This is a genomic window from Corynebacterium crudilactis, from assembly GCF_001643015.1.
Taxonomy (GTDB): domain Bacteria; phylum Actinomycetota; class Actinomycetes; order Mycobacteriales; family Mycobacteriaceae; genus Corynebacterium; species Corynebacterium crudilactis.
Genome location: NZ_CP015622.1, coordinates 589,066 through 607,222 on the forward strand (window position 1 = coordinate 589,066; position 18,157 = coordinate 607,222).

An 18,157-nucleotide genomic window follows, 5' to 3' on the forward strand; every position below is an offset into this window, starting at 1 on the left:
CACTCTGGCTTATTTGAAAGCCGGCCACATATTGAAGCTTGAATCACTTTCTAATCAGCTTCGTGATTGCAATCACTTTTGGTGTGATTCAAAGTGTGCTTAAAATGGAGAAGAGATACGAATTCATATTCCACTCAGTGGAATCGGTTTCGGTTTATGCAGGTTAAGTGGTCGGTTCAGTAGCGCCTTTTCGTGCTGCATTTCGATGTGAAGCTAGAAGCGTGTCCAACGGAATGAGTGCGGTGTCTTTGGTGATCCTTTGGCTAGTTGCTTGCAGGATTGGTAAAAAGCGTTCAAGGTTCGCAGCCTGGGTGGTGGGAACTACTAATCCAAGTGCTGCTCCAAGCTTTCCGGTATGCCATACGGGAACTGCGATGGATGCACCTCCAATTCGTTGTTCATCGTGCGTGATGGCAAAGCCTTGGGATCGGATCTGTTTTAGTTGTCGATCCAAGATTTCTGGATCAGTAATTGTTTTTGGGGTGGAGGAGGGGAGGGGCAATTTTAAATAGGACTGCCTGATCCAAGGCTCGTCAAAGGCGAGGAGGATTTTTCCTACGGCAGTGGAATTAAGTGGTAATCGTCCTCCGACTCGTGCTGAGCGGGGCACTTTTTTAGTTCCATAGGCACGGTCAATGACTAGTGCTTCATTTTTATCGCGCACAACCAATTGCGAGGTTTCAGAAGTTAAGGAATAAAGCTCTTGAATAAACGGGCGCGCAGTATCGCGTAATTGGCGGCCAGTATTTTGCGCAAGTTCCCAAATGCGGAGGCCTAGTTGATAGCGCCCATCTGATTTTCTGCTGAGTAAGCCGCCATCTGTCAGTTCAGTTACTAGGCGGTGAGTGGTACTGGGGGGCAGATCGGCCAGATCTGCAATCTCGGTGAGGCCAAGGGGCCGCATGCTGTGTTCAAAGGCACCGAGAACAGCAATCACTTTAGAAGTGACTGTTCTTCCAGGCTCTCGGTTTCCTCCGGCCATTTTCTGGTGCTCCTTTAATCTTTCTGGTCCCGCTCTGCGATCGGATGGTGGGCAGTGTTAGTTAAGCGTAGCGTCAGCATCTTTATCCGGGGTGGGCGAAAAGGTTTCTAATCTGATACTTAAGTAATGCCGTGAAGGGGTATTTGAGGGCTATGAAACGGCTAACAATAATGGGTTGCCATGCGGTTCTTGGGTGAATACTGGTAGGGTAGACAAGTCAATCGTGTCTGATTCTTAATCGGGCCAGGATCTAAAGAACACATCTCCCGCCACCTCATGGATATAAATTTGGTTTGAGGTGCTGTGGAGTCCAGGAGGATAAGTGTCCGCCATTATTCAGGCATTCAAGGACGCCGATCTGCGAAAGAAGATTTTCTTCACCATCGCGATGATCGTTCTATACCGCATCGGTGCGCAGATCCCTTCCCCGGGAGTTGACTATGCAACGATTAGTGGTCGTCTACGTGACTTGACGCAGGATCAATCTAGCGTTTATTCGCTGATTAACCTGTTCTCAGGTGGCGCGCTTTTGCAGCTGTCTATTTTTGCCATTGGTATCATGCCCTACATTACGGCGTCGATTATCGTGCAGCTGCTTACTGTCGTTATTCCGCACTTCGAGCAGTTGAAGAAGGAAGGTCAATCAGGCCAGGCGAAGATGATGCAGTACACCAGGTACCTCACGGTTGCTCTGGCGTTGCTTCAGTCTTCGGGCATTGTTGCTTTGGCAGACCGCGAACAGCTGCTTGGTGCAGGTATTCGTGTGCTGGCAGCGGACCGCAACTTCTTTGACCTCATCATCTTGGTGTTTACCATGACTGCTGGTGCTGTTTTGGTGATGTGGATGGGCGAACTCATCACTGAAAAGGGTGTGGGTAATGGCATGTCGCTGCTGATTTTTGCCGGCATTGCTACCCGCCTGCCAACTGATGGCATGAACATTTTGGGTAACTCCGGTGGAGTTGTCTTCGCTGTTGTGTTGGCTTCTGTGCTTATCCTGGTCATCGGTGTGGTCTTCGTGGAGCAAGGTCAGCGTCGTATCCCAGTGCAGTACGCAAAGCGCATGGTTGGTCGTCGCCAGTATGGTGGTTCTTCCACCTACTTGCCTTTGAAGGTGAATCAGGCTGGCGTTATTCCAGTCATCTTTGCGTCTTCTTTGATCTACATGCCAGTGCTGATTACCCAGATCGTGAACTCTGGTTCCGTGGAAGTTTCGGATAACTGGTGGCAGCGCAATATCATTGCACACCTGCAGACTCCGTCTTCTTGGCAGTATATTGTTTTGTACTTTGCACTGACTATTTTCTTCGCTTATTTCTATGTTTCCGTTCAGTATGATCCAGCTGAGCAGGCTGACAACATGAAGAAGTACGGCGGCTTTATTCCTGGTATCCGCCCTGGTCGTCCAACGGCTGAATACTTGGGATTTGTTATGAATCGACTGCTGTTCATTGGTTCCCTATACCTGGCGCTCATTGCAGTTCTGCCAAACATTATGCTGGATCTAGGCGTTGATGCCGGTTCAGCCGGAGCCACTCCATTCGGCGGCACCGCAATCCTAATTCTTGTCTCTGTTGCACTGACCACAGTGAAGCAGATTGAGAGCCAGCTCCTGCAAAGCAACTACGAAGGACTTCTAAAATAATGCGACTCGTACTCCTCGGACCTCCTGGTGCTGGTAAAGGCACCCAAGCTGTAATTCTCTCTGAGAAGCTTGGCATTCCGCATATCTCCACTGGTGATCTTTTCCGCGCGAACATCGGCGAAGGCACCCCATTGGGTGTTGAAGCTAAGCAGTACATTGATGCTGGCAAGCTTGTTCCAACTGACGTCACTGCGCGCATGGTGGCATCGCGCCTTGCTGAGTCTGATGCAGCAGAGGGTTTCTTGCTGGATGGCTTCCCACGCACTGTGGAGCAGGCTGGCATCTTGGCTGATCTGCTTTCTGAAGCTGGTCAGAGCCTTGATGGTGTTGTTAACTACCAGGTTTCTGAGGACGTCGTTGTAGAGCGCATGCTCTCCCGTGGTCGTGCAGATGACAACGAAGCGACCATCCGTACCCGTCTTGGCGTGTACCGCGATGAGACTGCACCGCTGATCGATCACTACGGTGACAAGATCATCAACATTCAAGCTGAGGGCGAAGTTGAGGAAATCAGCGCACGTACCCTTGAGGCACTGGGCAAATAAGATTTCTTCTTCCACGTTCACTGAATCTACGATGATCAAGTAGATAACAAGCAGTGGCCAGAAGCACTCACCCCTAGGTGGCCGGGAACCGCATGCATTGTGCGGTGCCGGCCACCTTTGGTTTTATAAAGTTCAAATAATGAAGAAAGTGAAGTGGAAGCATGGGTTTCCGTTCTAAGAAAAAAGTCATTGCTGCCAAGACTCCGGCTGAGCTTGATGCAATGCAGGCTGCGGGAGAAATCGTCGGCAAGGCACTGCAGGCTGTGCGCGCAGAAGCTAAAGCTGGCATGAGCACGTGGGATCTTAACCAGATCGCTGAGCAGGTTATCCGCGATGCGGGTGCGATTCCTACGTTCTTGGGCTACCAGGGATTCCCAGGATCTGTGTGTGCCTCTGTCAATGAAGTGATCGTCCACGGTATTCCGTCAAAGGAAGTCATTCTGGAAGAGGGCGACTTGGTCTCTATTGACTGTGGCGCAACCTTCAACGGCTGGGTTGGCGATTCCGCGTGGAGCTTCGGCATCGGTGAGATCGATGAAGATGTGCAGGCGCTGAACCTGGCAACTGAGTGGGTGCTGATGGAAGGCCTCAAGGCCATGGTCCCAGGCAACCGCTTGACTGATGTTTCTCATGCTTTGGAAGTAGCAACACGCAAGGCTGAAGCAAAGTTCGGTGCAGCGCTGGGCATCGTGGATGGCTATGGTGGACACGGCATTGGCCGCCATATGCATGAAGAGCCATACTTGGCTAATGAAGGAAAAGCTGGCAAGGGACCAATCATCCAGGAAGGTTCTGTGCTTGCCATTGAGCCAATGCTGACTCTGGGCACTGAAGATTCCGCCGTTTTGGAAGATGATTGGACTGTTGTCACCCTCGACGGTTCTTGGGCTTCCCACTGGGAGCACACAGTTGCAGCCACCAAGGGTGGCCCACGCATCCTTACCCCGCGCTTTTAAAACTGCTGCTTTTCGACGCATCCTGCCGCCGTCGGGGCTAAAGGTTGCCCGGTTGAGCAAAGGTTTGCATCCTCCCTGGCTACCCGCCAGGGGGAGGGATTTTAAAACTTTTGTGCATTTTGAATATCATAATCATAAAACAGCCTTATATACTTCAAGCTATGGCGAAGAATTCCCGTACCCGATACAGCGCGTCCATCAAGCGTGGCGCAGCTGCGATCCTCACTGCTGGCGCTACTTCTCTCGCATTGCTTGCGGTGCCAGCCACCGCATCTGCACAGGATTTTGCGACTGGAAGTTCACAGATTCAAGCAGATGCACGTGAAGGTGCATGGGCAACCCGCACTAACCTGCAAAATCAGCTTTCTACAATTGGGCCTGCAGCGCTTCCTGTAAGAGCAGCTGTCGATGATGCTATTAATGGCCTCTTCCCAGGTCTTATTGATGAGAAGGTTGCGGCAGAACAAGAAGTTGCGCGCGCACAGGCAGAACGCGAAGCGGCTGCTGCGCGTGAAGCAGAAGCAGCTCGCGTTGCCTCTGAAGAAGCCGCACGCTTCAACCGTGGTTCTTGCCCTGTAAGCGCAGATGTCTGCGTTGACATTGATGGCGGACGCTCCTGGTTGCAGGAAAACGGACAGGTCGTCTACGGTGCAGTCCCAGTATCCTCCGGTGGCGTGGGACAAGAAACCCCTCGTGGCACGTTCTACATCAACCGCAAGGTAAAAGATGAGATCTCCTATGAGTTCGGCAATGCCCCAATGCCTTATGCCATGTATTTCACCTACAACGGACATGCATTCCACCAGGGTAATGTCGCAACCACTTCTGCAGGTTGTGTTCGTCTGAACCAGCAGGATGCGATCCACTACTTCAATAATGTTGGCATCGGCGACATGGTCTACATCTACTAATATTTTTGGATTCATTCCAACAGTGCTCTTAGTTCCTCCGCTTTCTGGCGAAGGAACTAAGAGCATTTTTCTTTTATAAAAGCCCAAATTTTCTATATCGAAACTGCTAAAATTATGTGATCTTATGAAGTTTTTCTAGTGCTTATTCCAGTTTCAGTTTTGAATCTAGAGAGTGAGAATCACAATGAAAATCGCTGTCGCAGGTCTTGGCTTTGTGGGCTCTTCTAATGCCGCGCTGCTCTCTAAGAACCATGAAGTCGTTGCTATAGACATCAACCAGGTTCGAGTAGATGCTATAAACAATTACTCGTCGCCGGTTGAGGATATAGAGCTCGAACGATATCTGGCAACAAAACCAGAGTCATTGCGTGCAACCACAGATACCAAAGATGCTTATGCAGACGCAGTATTCGTTATTGTGGCAACACCAACGGATTATGATCCCGAGACAAATTTCTTCAATACCAAGTACGTAGAAAATGTTATTTCTGAAGTACTAAAGGTAAACCCCAAAGCCAATATTGTTATCAAATCAACGATTCCAGTCGGCTTCACGCTACGCATGCGCGCACAATATCCGAATGCCATGATCTTCCCATCACCAGAATTCCTGCGTGAAGGCAGCGCTTTTTACGATAACCTGCACCCCTCACGCATTGTGGTCGGCGATCGCTCAGAAGTAGGACAGCAATTTGCACTGCTTTTGAAAGAAGGGGCCATGGATGAGGCGACGCCAGTGCTTTTCACTGATCCGACCGAAGCAGAAGCCATCAAATTATTTGCGAATACATATTTGGCCATGCGTGTTGCGTATTTCAATGAGCTAGATACATATGCAGCTACGCAGAGCCTAAATTCCAAACAAATTATTGAGGGCGTGGGCCTTGACCCTCGCATTGGCAATCAATACAACAATCCGTCCTTCGGCTATGGCGGATACTGCCTACCGAAAGACACCAAACAGCTTTTGGCTAACTATCACAGCGTGCCTCAAAAGATGATTTCTGCGATTGTTGAATCAAATGCCGTACGTAAAGACTTTATCGCAGAAGACATCCTGAAGCTTGAACCCAAAAATGTTGGGGTGTATCGCCTTGTTATGAAAGCAGGATCAGATAATTTTAGATCCTCATCAGTACAAGGAATCATCAAACGAATCCAACAAGCTGGTGTTTCTGTAGTGATTTATGAACCAACTTTGGACGCAGACAGTTACTTTGATTCACGAGTAATGAAAGATCTTGAAGAGTTCAAACAAAGCTGTGATTTGATCATCTCGAACCGTCCCACACATGAACTCGATGACGTTACAGATCGCGTGTATTCCCGAGATATTTTTGAGCGAGACTAGCACCTAAATTGAGGTTTTTCGCATGAGTATGAAACGAGTCGGACCACATCCACAGCCTTCACCCGTAGAACTTGAGCCAGGTGACATTCTTGAAATTGATAATGATCTAACAGGGCTGCTCACTGTCATTGCACATGGTGATGCTGAAAACCGGGTGCTGATTCGTCCTGTGAACAAGGAAAACTCTCTCAAACTTGATGGCTTAGTTTTACTCAATCCTTGTCATGTCACCGTGAGTGATCTCAACATTGAGACAACAGACTCTCATGATGGAATTTTAGTGTGGGCAACTCAAGAGAGCAGAGACATTCGGCTGGAGAGGCTTGCTATTAAAGGAGCCAAAAATGGCATCGCGATCGGCACGGACCTCCCTGGAGGCCTCCGCGAGGTGGTTGTTGATTCGTGTCTCGTCCGAGATTGTTTTCTGCAGGGCATACTTTGTTTTGGACCACAGCACCCAAACCATGGCTTGCACGATGTGAAAATTACAAAATGCAGGGTAGAAGGCACACGCGGTGATCCGAGGTTGGCTGATCAGCATTCTGGCTCAGGAATTATTCTCGGATCTGTCGATGGGGGAGAAATTACCGAATGCCATGCTGAGGGAAATGGAGCTGGGTGTGTTGCAACCGAAGGCCCAGAGGGCATTTTTGTTTATGATTGCCGTCGAGTCCGAATCAGTAGGTGTGCGTCGAAAAGCAATCGTACCGGCGGCCCTGTGGACGGCGGAGGCTTCGGCATTGATATTCGATGTGAAGACTGCAGTATTGAAGACTGCGACGCCGTTGACAATGATGGCGCAGGCATCCTTGTGTGGAATCTGCCGGGGATGATTGGCGGGGGACACCTTCTCCGCGGAAATCGCTTAAGCAATAATTGTCAGCGCACGATCTGGCACGGAGAAATTACCGTGACACCCTCGGCGGGGCACGTGGAAATTTCCACAAACACTATTAAATCCAAAGCAAATATAGGCGGAATTCTGAGGGGGATCGGAGCTAAAAACACTAAACTCAAAAATAATGTTTATCTCCAGAGTGCTGCTCCAGAGATCACAGAATGCCAGATGCCCCAGCACTAGTGCTATTTGCAAGTGAGAGTTTATAAATGAAGCGAATTTCATGTTTGGTTTTTGCTCCGCTAGCAACAATTGCTGTGCTGGGATTAGTCAGCTGCAGCAATCCACCTGTATCAGCTGGACCATTTACCTATTACGTATCTGCGGATGGTGATGATTCTGCAACGGGTTTGAAACGTGAATCTGCGTGGAAGACCTTAGAACGAGCTTCCGAGCATCATCTTCAACCAGGCGATACCATCATGTTGATTGGAATGAAGCCTCTTATAGGTGAGCTCTCATTAGATTCTGCGGATGCAGGTGATCCCGCTAAACCAGTACGTGTCACAGCGGACAAGGATTTTCCAGGCATCGAAGCAGAAGGTCCTGCCGGAATTACGATTATCGATACCTCAGGTGTCATTGTGGAAGACATTTCCGTATCAGTTGCCCATGATCATTCCGAAATACCCACAGATGGCATCCTGTTGCATGCCACAGAAGGCTCTGGATCACATTCAGATATCACTGTTCAAAGAGTACGAATTACGGGCGCGTACAACGGAATCGCTGCTTCTTCTGGAGGGGCCGGCGATGGATTTGATGAAGTGACAATCCAGGATGCAGTGGTATCAGATTGCATTCGCAATGGAATCATCACATATGGCCCGAGTGCGCCGGACTACGGACATAAGAATATCCATATCTTGGATTCTGTGGTGTCAGGAACAAAAGGTATTAATGGTATTGATAAAAATTCTGGCAGCGGAATTGTCATCGGATCAGTTGCAGACGCAGTAATCGAAAGAAACGAAGCATACAACAATGGTGTGCTCTCTAATGCGGATGAGGGACCAATTGGAATTTGGACGCATGACGCAACCCGCATATTAGTTCGGGATAACAGGTCATACGATAATAGTTCCCAACACTCGGACGGCGGCGGGTTTGGATTAGATATTGCAACGACAAATTCCACTTTGGAAAGGAATTACAGCTACAACAACGCTGGACCAGGATTCTTACTTATTGCTCATCAGGGGGGAAGTAGTTCTGGCGAAAATATTGTTCGCTATAACACTAGTATTGGAGATTCTTGGCTTAATGCGTATCACGGCGGAATTAGCGTGATCGGAGGTTTTTCATCTGCAGCATCTGAACCTCGGATCGAAGATACAAAAATTCATCACAATACAGTTTTTCCAGCTCCATCTAGTGGTGCAGCAGCCTTAAAGCTGCGAGGCAATCTCAATGGTATCTCTGTCCACCATAATATTTTTGATACATCTGCTGGTTATGCTCCTGCGGTTGCTGCAATTGATGTGTCTGCTGACTCAAAAGTTTCTTTTATTGCGAATCAATTGGCAGTAAATACATTTACTAGTTTGCCGGTCTTCGATTGGAATGGAGAATATATGCAAACTCCAGATCATGCTGAAACATTGCTTCCAGATTCTTTTGACAACTTTGAATACGCACCTATTTACCCTGGCGGATATGAGATTTCCACTGTTTTAGACACCATTGCATGGACTAAGCCGGTAGCAGTTTCATCAGCAGTACCGGCGGATAGTTCTCCCGCAACATTAGATCTGGCAGGAAATGCTGTAGAAGAACCAAATCCCTATGTCGGAGCGATCAATCCTGTATCTTCTGATCAAAACGCCAGGCGTCAGAACACATTTCAAAAACGTTGAATTCTGGAACCCAACCCCATTCAGTAGCCACTCGCTGGGCATCGGCCACGAGGACAGAGACATCTCCTGCACGCCGGGCAGAAGTGTTGTATGGAATCTTTTGGCCACTTGCTTTTTCCATTGTCGTGATGAGTTCAAGCACGCTTGTACCTACACCAGTCCCGACATTGAACACTTTGGCTTGACCTGATGTGAAGTGTTCAAGTGCACGAACATGAACCCGAGCTACATCGACCACATGAAGATAATCTCGGATGCAGGTACCGTCTGGAGTTGGCCAATCATCTCCATAGACATCAAGAGATTCTTTACGCCCGGCTGCGACATCAAGGAGCCACGGCATAATATTGAGAGGCCGTCCTAGACCTGATTCGCCGAGAATTCCTGATGGATGAGCACCAATGGGGTTGAAATATCGCAGCGAAATTGCAGACCAAGAATCATCAGCTTCTACTAAGTGGGAAAGCATGCGTTCACCCGTGAGTTTTGTGAAGGCATATGGATTTGCAGGTTGAGTAGGGGAATCTTCATTAAGCGGGGATTGCGTGGTTTCTCCATGAACAGAGCAGGAAGAAGAAAAGATAATATTACGAATCCCTGCATCATGAAGCGCATCCAATAACGTAGCTGTGCCACCGATATTGATGTTGAAATACATTGTGGGTTGTTCGACTGATTCCCCGACAGCCTTTTTTGCTGCAAAGTGTATTGCAGCACGCGGCTTGTATTGCGCAATAACTGAATCAAGAAACTGGCGATCTCTAATATCACCGATTTCTAATGGTGGTTTATTAGCGCCGGTGATTGCGGCTATCGAAGACAACACATCAGTGGTGCTGTTGGAAAGATCATCAATGAGAACAACTTGCTCACCAGCATGGAGAAGCTCGACAACAGTGTGGCTACCGATGAAACCAGTGCCACCGGTGACAAGCACAGGACCATTTACCAGACCCATTGGTAACCTCCGAAGAAAATTGCAATGTATAAAACTAAGGCCACAAGAGAAACCAAAAACATCACGAGGCCTGTAAGAAGCGGAAGAGCCACGGCACGAAAACGTTCCCCCAGAGTGCTCTGTGCAGAGGGCAATTCATGGAAGTGCATCCAAGGAACAAAGAAGCACACGAATCCATAAATAAGACCACCGAGTAGCGTCAGGCCTGCATAACCTGGAGAACGGTCATCAATCACACCCCAGACTCCGATAGCAATCATGGCGATTGTGAGGAAATGGTAGGGCAGCATCACGCGGAGGGAGATAGGCTGTACTCCCAGATCGCCCTTAGGGGTGACTTGGAAGTGAACTTCGTTGCGGAAAATAACCTGACGGAGACCTGCAAAGAAGCCTCGGACAACATAAGGCCATCGAACAATCTGGAATAATCCGCTTTCCCAGTTAATGACGGGGACATCATTTGGTCGAAGCAGCCCGGCTCTCCTAAGAATCCACAACATACCGACAAGCGGGAGAGAAACAACGGTGGTGAAGACAATAAAATTGAGCAAACTCATTGACATCCACTGTTGATCAAAAATTACGGCAAGCGGGGCAATAAGAAATCCTGCTCCTGTCATTAGCCCCATCGCTGGCATGACTAAAAGAGCAAAGAGAAACCTGAATTTTAAACGGGGACGGTACACATGGAGCGTCCTACCAACCAAAGTAAACAGCAATACTGTCAGACTGCGACACCATTGAAACTCTTGTGTAATCATCGCAGCAAACGTTGAGGGGCCTTGGCCATGTGCTTTTGCATCAATAGCGAATGCCCCATCGGCACCTGTCAATCGAATGACATAAGATGTCGAAAAATCTTCGGCGAGTTCAGGTCCAATACCACCTGCTTTCGCAAGGTCTGCGGTGCGTACTGCGTAGTGAGATCCAATACAAGTAGGTGTTAGCCCACCGTTATGCGCTGATTGGTGAGGGCCATGAATCATTGCTTCTGCATATAACCTGCCCCGGGCTGACCAGGAGTCTTTTTGGTTTAAATCGCACATGCTCGGCGCTGCAACGTATCCGACATTAGGGTCACTAAAAGGACGAAGGATCGCTTCGAGATAGTCTGGCTCAGGAATATGGTCGCAATCGAATTGGCCGACTATGTCGTAGTTTTCATAACCGTAATTGTCGTAGAAGTACGCAAGATTTCCCTCTTTACATCGAGTTCTTCTTGGCCAACTTGAGCGGTGGTAGTCCTCTTCGTTATGGCGCGTTGATATGTGGACTCCGTTGGTAGCGCACCACTGATAGATTTCGTCTGGTGGTGCTTCATCGCAAAGCCATACATCGTAGTCAGCTTGATAATTTTGGCGCAGCATCGCTTCAAGAGTGGGCTGAACTTCAGAAAAAGGTTCGCTTGGAGCTCTGGTTGTGACAAGAGCAACGCGAGCATCAGGGAGAGGTATCTCAGGGTTGATACGTCGAATTGCATGAATCCGTGACACAAAAGCGATTGGAAGTAGGAGAAGAAAGGCAGCCACAGAGGTGTTGAGAATTAGTCCTGTGCGAGTACCAACATGATCTGGTGTGAACCACCACACGATAAAACAAAGAACCAGTACCACCCAGAGCAGGACTGCAAAGTTTAGCCATCGCTGGGAGGTACGAGTTAAGGCGGGCGTAAAGAGCTCGTCACTGGCCTCACGGATTACTCGAGGAGTATCTGCGTCCAAAACTGGACCGGTAGGCCGGATATCAGCGACCCAGCCGCTGCTCAAAGTCTGAATTTTCGCAGCTAACTCTGCTGAGCCGAGATTCAAAGACTTTTTATGCCGGGGGTTGTGTGACACCTTGAATTGGGTTTTTTCAGCCCGCCGAACAGTCACGATATCTGCTCCGAGTACGTCCTTTGCATCTCGATCTGCCAATTAATTACTTGGCTTAGACCCTCGCCGATTCTAATGAGAGGTTCCCATCCGAGCTCTTCTTTGGCTTTGGAAATATCAGGACGACGTCGTACAGGATCATCTGAAGGCAGCGGAAGGAAAGTTATCTCAGAGGAAGAGTTCGTAGATTCTCTAATCAGATGCGCCATGCTTAGTACTGATTGCTCAACTGGATTTCCAAGGTTGATGGGGCCGGAATGATCTGCATTTCCCATGAGCCATAGACCGCGGACTAAATCTGAGACATAACAGAAGCTGCGTGTTTGAGACCCATCGCCGAAAACTGTGAGTGGCTCATTGTTAAGTGCTTGCCTGACAAATCCAGAAATAACTCGACCATCATAAGGGTGCATGCGTGGACCATAGGTATTGAAGATTCGGATGATTCCGGCGTTGAGTCCACGTTCTAGACGCATGGCAGACAGGAGCGCTTCAGCGAAGCGCTTGCCTTCGTCGTAGCAACTGCGCTCTCCAATCGGGTTGACATTGCCCCAGTGGTGTTCCCTTTGCGGGTGGCTGAGAGGATCGCCGTACACTTCGCTGGTTGATGCCTGGACGAGTCGAGCACCTTTAGCTAGGGCAAATTCAGCTACTTGAAGGACAGCTTCTGAGTTAATAAGAAGGCAGTCGACTCGACGTTGAGTATAAACAGGCGGGGAAGCGGGGCTGGCAAGGTTGAAAACGATATCGACGGGGCCGTCAACTTCAAACTTATTTCTCACATTTACAGTTTTGATCTGCAACCGAGGATTGCTGATTTGATGCACCAGATTGCGGAGAGAGCCTGTGCTGAGATCGTCTAAGACCACGACTTCGTGACCTTCGCTGAGAATGAGGTCTGTCAGATGGCTTCCCAGAAATCCGGCGCCACCGGTAATAACACAACGCATGTCGAGATCCTTTCAGGGACGATAATCATATTCTTATGACGGCCTAAGGTATATCTTTGTTTTTTCTAAGAAATGTGGGTTTCTAGTTAAATTTTCATTTTCCGACCCGGGTAAATATTAGAATCTATTAAGAATTCCATTCGGAATATTTCGATGAAAATAACCTATCTGTACAGCATTTTTAATAAAATCCAGATTTCTAAACGTGAAGCATATCACCGTACATTTCCATATCGTCACCACTTTAAGAACGACCTATTAAAGGGGTATTTAAAATGTATATATTTGGTGTTACTTTCATTAATTTCACCCTATTGAGGGGGTGCTTGAAATTATGGGAAGTTATTTAGGGCTGAAGTTGAGTAAGGGATTCCGTTATTTATGTACCCCCTTCTCATGCGTGCTCGATGCTTGAGTCGGTCAAGAATATGGTTTCCGAAAACTCTCGGACTAGGGGTAAAGGTCGGGACCTATTGATGGTGTGATAAAGAAATTTGGTTCTTAGCTGGCTGGTGTGTAGTGTTAGACGACGGTGTATGTGCATCTTGCATATCGCCCACTTTTTGCAGTGGAAATTTTTAAGGGATTGGCCTACGCGCCCTTCCCGGGAATGTGGAGGATATGGCTAAGGAAGGCGCTATTGAAGTTGAGGGTCGCATTGTCGAACCTCTGCCGAATGCAATGTTCCGTGTCGAGCTCGACAACGGACACAAGGTTCTTGCCCACATCAGTGGAAAGATGCGCCAGCACTACATCCGTATCCTTCCTGAGGACCGCGTAGTTGTAGAGCTGTCGCCCTACGATCTGACCCGTGGTCGCATCGTTTACCGCTACAAATAAAAAGCTTTAAGCCTCCATATATCAGAGCCAGTCAGGGATATCCTGGCCGGTCGACACACCTTCAGGCAACGATGGCTGAAGCCCTGCGAATCACAATCCACCTCCCGGTTTCCGTCCGGGGAAAGTATTGCTTGGCAGGGGCGATTATGGGGAAAACCATCGCAAAAACCGGAAAGGTAACTGCCACATGGCACGTCTAGCTGGTGTTGACCTCCCACGCAACAAGCGTATGGAAGTCGCTCTCACCTACATTTACGGAATTGGCCCAGCCCGTTCCGCGCAGCTGCTCGAGGAGACTGGAATCTCCGCAGACCTGCGCACCGACAACCTCACTGATGAGCAGATTGCTGCTCTTCGTGACGTTATTGAAGGCACCTGGAAGGTCGAGGGTGACCTCCGCCGCCAGGTACAAGCTGACATCCGTCGCAAGATCGAAATCGGTTGCTACCAGGGCATTCGCCACCGCCGTGGCCTACCTGTTCGTGGTCAGCGCACCAAGACCAATGCGCGTACTCGCAAGGGTCCTAAGAAGACGATCGCCGGAAAGAAGAAGTAAACATGCCTCCTAAAGCACGCACTAACGCGCGCCGCACAGGCCGCCGCGTTGTAAAGAAGAACGTTGCTAACGGCAACGCTTACATCAAGTCCACCTTCAACAACACCATCGTGTCTATCACTGACACCAACGGTGCTGTTATCTCTTGGGCTTCCTCTGGACACGTCGGATTCAAGGGCTCACGTAAGTCCACTCCGTTCGCTGCTCAGATGGCTGCCGAGAACGCTGCCCGCAAGGCAATGGATCACGGTATGAAGAAGGTTGACGTTTTCGTTAAGGGCCCAGGCTCCGGACGCGAAACCGCAATCCGTTCCCTTCAGGCTGCAGGCCTGGAGATCGGTTCAATCTCCGACGTGACCCCACAGCCACACAACGGCTGCCGTCCACCAAAGCGCCGTCGCGTTTAATAGGGAAGAAAGGTAATACATAATGGCTCGTTATACCGGCCCAGCAACCCGTAAATCCCGTCGTCTGCGCGTCGACCTCATTGGTGGAGACATGGCGTTCGAGCGCCGTCCGTACCCTCCAGGACAGGCTGGCCGTGCACGCATCAAGGAGTCCGAGTACCTGCTGCAGCTCCAGGAGAAGCAGAAGGCTCGTTTCATCTACGGCGTCATGGAAAAGCAGTTCCGTCGTTACTACGCCGAGGCTAACCGTCGCCCAGGCAAGACTGGTGAAAACCTGGTTGTCTTGCTTGAGTCCCGCCTCGACAACGTCGTTTACCGCGCAGGTCTGGCACGCACCCGCCGCCAGGCTCGTCAGCTTGTCTCCCACGGTCACTTCAATGTGAACGGCAAGGCAATCGACGTACCATCTTTCCGCGTTTCTCAGTACGACATCATCAATGTTCGTGAGAAGTCACAGAAGATGAACTGGTTCGAAGAAGCACAAGACAACACTGTCGACGCTATCGTTCCAGCTTGGCTTCAGGTTGTTCCTGAGACCCTTCGCATCCTCGTGCACCAGCTCCCAGAGCGCGCACAGATCGATGTACCACTACAAGAGCAGCTCATCGTCGAGCTTTACTCGAAGTAGTTTCTGCTTACCCGGCTGCCCCGGGTGCACAGGAATCTTCCAAATTTTATAGCATCCTTTATGGCTTTAATTGCCTTTACCGACGTCAAATAGCGGTCGTCACTCAAGGAGAGTTCAATGCTTATTTCACAGCGCCCAACCATCACCGAGGAATTTGTCGATAGTGCACGTTCCCGGTTCGTTATCGAGCCACTGGAGCCAGGTTTTGGCTACACCCTCGGTAACTCCCTGCGCCGTACCCTGCTGTCCTCCATTCCTGGAGCAGCAGTAACCAGCGTCAAGATTGATGGTGTACTCCACGAGTTCACCACCATCAGCGGTGTGAAGGAAGATGTCTCTGACATCATCTTGAACATCAAGGGATTGGTTCTGTCTTCTGATTCCGATGAGCCAGTTGTTATGCAGCTGGTCAAGGAAGGCCCAGGAGTTGTAACTGCAGGTGACATTCAGCCACCAGCAGGCGTGGAGATCCATAACCCGGATCTGCACATTGCAACCCTGAACGAGACCGCGAAGATTGAGATTGAGCTCATCGTCGAGCGTGGACGTGGCTACGTCCCAGCAACGGTTACTGCAACCGGTGGAGAAATCGGCCGTATTCCGGTCGATCAGATCTACTCCCCAGTACTGAAGGTCAGCTACAAGGTCGAAGCTACTCGTGTTGAGCAGCGCACCGACTTTGACAAGCTGGTCATCGACGTTGAGACCAAGAACTCTATTACTGCACGTGACGCTCTTGCGTCGGCAGGCAAGACCCTGGTTGAGCTGTTCGGACTCGCTCGCGAGCTGAACATCGCAGCCGAAGGCATCGAGATCGGACCTTCTCCACAGGAGACCGAGTACATCGCTGCTTACAGCATGCCAATCGAGGATCTGGACTTCTCTGTCCGTTCCTACAACTGCCTCAAGCGCGAAGACATCCACACCGTAGGTGAACTCGCAGAGCGCGCTGAGTCCGATTTGCTAGATATCCGCAACTTCGGACAGAAGTCGATCAACGAGGTAAAGATCAAGCTTGCTGGCCTGGGTCTGACCCTGAAGGATGCTCCTGAAGACTTCGATCCTTCAACTCTTGAAGGTTATGACGCCGAAACTGGTGGCTACATCGATGTTGAGGCGGAAGATTCCGAGTAAGTCGCATGGCCTATTTCTGGGCCGCGCTAAATCAACGTACAAGGAGTACATCTTATGCCTACCCCTAAAAGAGGCACCCGTCTCGGCGGATCTGCAAGCCACCAGAAGAAGATCCTTTCTAACCTGGCTGCATCCCTGTTCGAGCATGGCGCAATCAAGACCACTGATGCCAAGGCAAAGACTCTGCGTCCATACGCAGAGAAGCTGATCACCAAGGCTAAGTCCGGCACCGTTGCAGATCGTCGTAACGTTGCTGCACTGATTCCTAACAAGGAAATCGTTGCTTACTTGTTCAACGAACTTGCTCCTAAGTTCGAGAACCGTGCAGGTGGTTACACCCGTATCATCAAGCTGGAGAACCGTAAGGGCGACAACGCTCCTATGTCCCAGATCTCTCTCGTTCTCGAGGAGACTGTCTCCACTGAGGCTGCTCGCGCAACCCGCGCAGCTGCTTCCAAGAAGGCTGCTGAAGAGACTGAGACCGCAGAGGTCGCAGAGGCTCCAGCAGAGGAGATCGCAACCGAAGAGGCTGCAGAAGAGAAGTAAATTCTCTTACTCCGCATAAAATGCCCGTAGCGAACATTGTTTGCTGCGGGTGTTTTGCGTTTCCGCTCACAAGCGCTGCGTGGCAGGCACGTGGGGCGGCGTCGATAAGCAAAAATGGAAGGCAAAAATGACGGAAAATTCAACGGTGCGTATCCGCCTGGATCTGGCTTATGATGGCACAGAATTTCATGGTTGGGCCAAGCAGGGTACGAGTGATCTGCGCACGGTGCAAAAAGTGTTGGAAGACAATTTGAGCATGGTGCTGCGCGAGCCCGTTGAATTAACCGTTGCTGGTCGGACAGATGCTGGGGTGCATGCTGCTGGACAGGTTGCTCATTTTGATATTCATGAAGAAGCGTTGGCGCAGCGTGGCATTGAGGGCGATCCGCAGAAACTTGTGCGGCGTCTGGCACGGCTAGTGCCTGATGATATCCGTGTGCATGGCGTACGGTTTGCCGAGCCCGGCTTTGATGCGCGCTTTTCCGCGATGCGGAGGAACTACATTTATCGCATTACGACGCATCCTGCCGGCGCTCTCCCTACCCGCCGACACGATACCGCGCACTGGCCTAAGCCTGTGGAGCTTGAACGCATGCAATTAGCTGCCGATGCGTTGTTGGGCCTGCATGATTTCGTGGCTTTTTGTAAAGCTAAGCCACACGCAACCACAGTGCGAGAACTACAAAAATTTGCATGGCACGATGTGTCAACTGAGATAGAACCTCAGGTCTATGAAGCTCATGTCGTTGCTGATGCTTTTTGCTGGTCCATGGTGCGATCCTTGGTCGGTTCGTGCATGGCTGTTGGCGAAGGCCGTAGAACTACCGGATTTACCGCAGAGCTACTTGATGCAACGCAGCGCAGCCCCATGGTTCCGGTGGCACCCGCAAAAGGCCTGAGCTTGGTTGGCGTAGATTATCCTGCCGCTGATAAATTACAAGAACGAGCCGAGGAAACCCGCGCAGTTCGTGAGTTTCCCGAGCCTCATCTGCGAGCCTAAAACTCGATGATCTCTAAAAACGGCTAGACTCATCTCGGTAACTTTCAGTCATTTAAGGCTGTTTAAGAGTGGTGCATGAGCTGCGTTGATCTGCACAAGCACAAGAAAGTGAAGTGGGAA

Annotated in this window: 18 protein-coding genes; 14 read left to right on the forward strand and 4 right to left on the reverse strand. The window is 49.9% G+C overall.

The annotated features are described in order from the left end of the window. Positions 1-163 precede the first annotated feature (163 nt). Positions 164-982, reverse strand: coding sequence for an IclR family transcriptional regulator (locus ccrud_RS02825; RefSeq protein ID WP_066564566.1), 819 nt, complete (start codon positions 980-982; stop codon positions 164-166). A gap of 322 nt (positions 983-1,304) precedes the next feature. On the opposite strand from ccrud_RS02825, the gene secY reads away from it, so the two are divergent. From secY to ccrud_RS02860, 7 genes are all read left to right on the forward strand, one after another. Beyond that, positions 1,305-2,627, forward strand: a complete 1,323-nt coding sequence (secY, locus tag ccrud_RS02830) for a preprotein translocase subunit SecY (protein WP_066564569.1) — start codon at positions 1,305-1,307, stop codon at positions 2,625-2,627. Then, complete coding sequence (locus ccrud_RS02835) at positions 2,627-3,172, forward strand: adenylate kinase (RefSeq protein ID WP_066564572.1); 546 nt, start codon at positions 2,627-2,629, stop codon at positions 3,170-3,172. The genes secY and ccrud_RS02835 overlap by 1 nt, the downstream gene beginning before the upstream one ends. A 161-nt stretch (positions 3,173-3,333) precedes the next feature. Then, complete coding sequence (gene map / locus ccrud_RS02840) at positions 3,334-4,128, forward strand: type I methionyl aminopeptidase (RefSeq protein ID WP_066564576.1); 795 nt, start codon at positions 3,334-3,336, stop codon at positions 4,126-4,128. Between the two features lie 161 nt (positions 4,129-4,289). Then, positions 4,290-5,039 carry a L,D-transpeptidase gene (locus ccrud_RS02845; protein ID WP_066564580.1) on the forward strand — a complete coding sequence of 250 codons (750 nt, stop codon included), beginning with the start codon at positions 4,290-4,292 and terminating at the stop codon, positions 5,037-5,039. A 184-nt stretch (positions 5,040-5,223) separates the two neighbouring features. After that, complete coding sequence (locus ccrud_RS02850) at positions 5,224-6,390, forward strand: nucleotide sugar dehydrogenase (protein WP_066564583.1); 1,167 nt, start codon at positions 5,224-5,226, stop codon at positions 6,388-6,390. Positions 6,391-6,412: 22 nt separating this feature from the next. Further along, complete coding sequence (locus ccrud_RS02855; protein WP_066564586.1) at positions 6,413-7,471, forward strand: right-handed parallel beta-helix repeat-containing protein; 1,059 nt, start codon at positions 6,413-6,415, stop codon at positions 7,469-7,471. 26 nt (positions 7,472-7,497) lie between these two features. Then, on the forward strand, positions 7,498-9,144 hold the full coding sequence (locus ccrud_RS02860; protein WP_066564589.1) for a right-handed parallel beta-helix repeat-containing protein: 1,647 nt from the start codon (positions 7,498-7,500) through the stop codon (positions 9,142-9,144). Here the strand turns inward: ccrud_RS02860 and galE are convergent. From galE to ccrud_RS02875, 3 genes are read right to left on the reverse strand one after another with little or no spacing between them, the layout of a single operon-like run. Further along, positions 9,086-10,102 (reverse strand): UDP-glucose 4-epimerase GalE, encoded by a 1,017-nt coding sequence (galE, locus tag ccrud_RS02865; protein ID WP_066564593.1) that lies wholly within the window; start codon positions 10,100-10,102, stop codon positions 9,086-9,088. The two genes, ccrud_RS02860 and galE, sit on opposite strands and share 59 nt — an antisense overlap. Further along, positions 10,090-12,018 carry a glycosyltransferase family 2 protein gene (locus ccrud_RS02870; RefSeq protein ID WP_245670356.1) on the reverse strand — a complete coding sequence of 643 codons (1,929 nt, stop codon included), beginning with the start codon at positions 12,016-12,018 and terminating at the stop codon, positions 10,090-10,092. The genes galE and ccrud_RS02870 overlap by 13 nt, the downstream gene beginning before the upstream one ends. Next, on the reverse strand, positions 11,973-12,926 hold the full coding sequence (locus ccrud_RS02875) for an NAD-dependent epimerase/dehydratase family protein (RefSeq protein WP_066564596.1): 954 nt from the start codon (positions 12,924-12,926) through the stop codon (positions 11,973-11,975). The genes ccrud_RS02870 and ccrud_RS02875 overlap by 46 nt, the downstream gene beginning before the upstream one ends. A 621-nt stretch (positions 12,927-13,547) precedes the next feature. On the opposite strand from ccrud_RS02875, the gene infA reads away from it, so the two are divergent. The 7 genes from infA (at position 13,548) to truA (ending at position 18,037) form a co-directional block, all read left to right on the forward strand. Continuing rightward, positions 13,548-13,766 carry a translation initiation factor IF-1 gene (gene infA, locus ccrud_RS02880; RefSeq protein WP_003854422.1) on the forward strand — a complete coding sequence of 73 codons (219 nt, stop codon included), beginning with the start codon at positions 13,548-13,550 and terminating at the stop codon, positions 13,764-13,766. 187 nt (positions 13,767-13,953) lie between these two features. Then, positions 13,954-14,322 (forward strand): 30S ribosomal protein S13, encoded by a 369-nt coding sequence (gene rpsM / locus ccrud_RS02885; RefSeq protein WP_066564599.1) that lies wholly within the window; start codon positions 13,954-13,956, stop codon positions 14,320-14,322. A 2-nt stretch (positions 14,323-14,324) separates the two neighbouring features. Beyond that, positions 14,325-14,729 carry a 30S ribosomal protein S11 gene (rpsK, locus tag ccrud_RS02890; RefSeq protein WP_003854428.1) on the forward strand — a complete coding sequence of 135 codons (405 nt, stop codon included), beginning with the start codon at positions 14,325-14,327 and terminating at the stop codon, positions 14,727-14,729. Between the two features lie 22 nt (positions 14,730-14,751). Further along, the gene (rpsD, locus tag ccrud_RS02895; protein WP_066564601.1) at positions 14,752-15,357 is read left to right on the forward strand and encodes a 30S ribosomal protein S4; all 606 of its coding nucleotides are present in this window, start codon (positions 14,752-14,754) and stop codon (positions 15,355-15,357) included. A gap of 117 nt (positions 15,358-15,474) precedes the next feature. Beyond that, the gene (locus ccrud_RS02900; RefSeq protein WP_066564602.1) at positions 15,475-16,491 is read left to right on the forward strand and encodes a DNA-directed RNA polymerase subunit alpha; all 1,017 of its coding nucleotides are present in this window, start codon (positions 15,475-15,477) and stop codon (positions 16,489-16,491) included. Between the two features lie 54 nt (positions 16,492-16,545). Further along, complete coding sequence (gene rplQ / locus ccrud_RS02905; RefSeq protein ID WP_066564605.1) at positions 16,546-17,037, forward strand: 50S ribosomal protein L17; 492 nt, start codon at positions 16,546-16,548, stop codon at positions 17,035-17,037. A 127-nt stretch (positions 17,038-17,164) separates the two neighbouring features. Beyond that, positions 17,165-18,037 (forward strand): tRNA pseudouridine(38-40) synthase TruA, encoded by an 873-nt coding sequence (gene truA, locus ccrud_RS02910; protein ID WP_066564608.1) that lies wholly within the window; start codon positions 17,165-17,167, stop codon positions 18,035-18,037. Positions 18,038-18,157 lie beyond the last annotated feature (120 nt).

Bases quoted from the DNA above. Each gene is read 5' to 3' on its own strand.
- rpsD (WP_066564601.1), top strand. From the start codon at position 14,752: ATGGCTCGTTATACCGGCCCAGCAACCCGTAAATCCCGTCGTCTGCGC.
- rpsM (WP_066564599.1), top strand. From the start codon at position 13,954: ATGGCACGTCTAGCTGGTGTTGACCTCCCACGCAACAAGCGTATGGAA.
- ccrud_RS02875 (WP_066564596.1), bottom strand. From the start codon at position 12,926: ATGCGTTGTGTTATTACCGGTGGCGCCGGATTTCTGGGAAGCCATCTG.
- ccrud_RS02900 (WP_066564602.1), top strand. From the start codon at position 15,475: ATGCTTATTTCACAGCGCCCAACCATCACCGAGGAATTTGTCGATAGT.
- ccrud_RS02855 (WP_066564586.1), top strand. From the start codon at position 6,413: ATGAGTATGAAACGAGTCGGACCACATCCACAGCCTTCACCCGTAGAA.
- truA (WP_066564608.1), top strand. From the start codon at position 17,165: ATGACGGAAAATTCAACGGTGCGTATCCGCCTGGATCTGGCTTATGAT.
- galE (WP_066564593.1), bottom strand. From the start codon at position 10,102: ATGGGTCTGGTAAATGGTCCTGTGCTTGTCACCGGTGGCACTGGTTTC.
- infA (WP_003854422.1), top strand. From the start codon at position 13,548: ATGGCTAAGGAAGGCGCTATTGAAGTTGAGGGTCGCATTGTCGAACCT.
- ccrud_RS02860 (WP_066564589.1), top strand. From the start codon at position 7,498: ATGAAGCGAATTTCATGTTTGGTTTTTGCTCCGCTAGCAACAATTGCT.
- ccrud_RS02845 (WP_066564580.1), top strand. From the start codon at position 4,290: ATGGCGAAGAATTCCCGTACCCGATACAGCGCGTCCATCAAGCGTGGC.
- rpsK (WP_003854428.1), top strand. From the start codon at position 14,325: ATGCCTCCTAAAGCACGCACTAACGCGCGCCGCACAGGCCGCCGCGTT.
- map (WP_066564576.1), top strand. From the start codon at position 3,334: ATGGGTTTCCGTTCTAAGAAAAAAGTCATTGCTGCCAAGACTCCGGCT.
- ccrud_RS02835 (WP_066564572.1), top strand. From the start codon at position 2,627: ATGCGACTCGTACTCCTCGGACCTCCTGGTGCTGGTAAAGGCACCCAA.
- ccrud_RS02825 (WP_066564566.1), bottom strand. From the start codon at position 982: ATGGCCGGAGGAAACCGAGAGCCTGGAAGAACAGTCACTTCTAAAGTG.
- ccrud_RS02850 (WP_066564583.1), top strand. From the start codon at position 5,224: ATGAAAATCGCTGTCGCAGGTCTTGGCTTTGTGGGCTCTTCTAATGCC.
- rplQ (WP_066564605.1), top strand. From the start codon at position 16,546: ATGCCTACCCCTAAAAGAGGCACCCGTCTCGGCGGATCTGCAAGCCAC.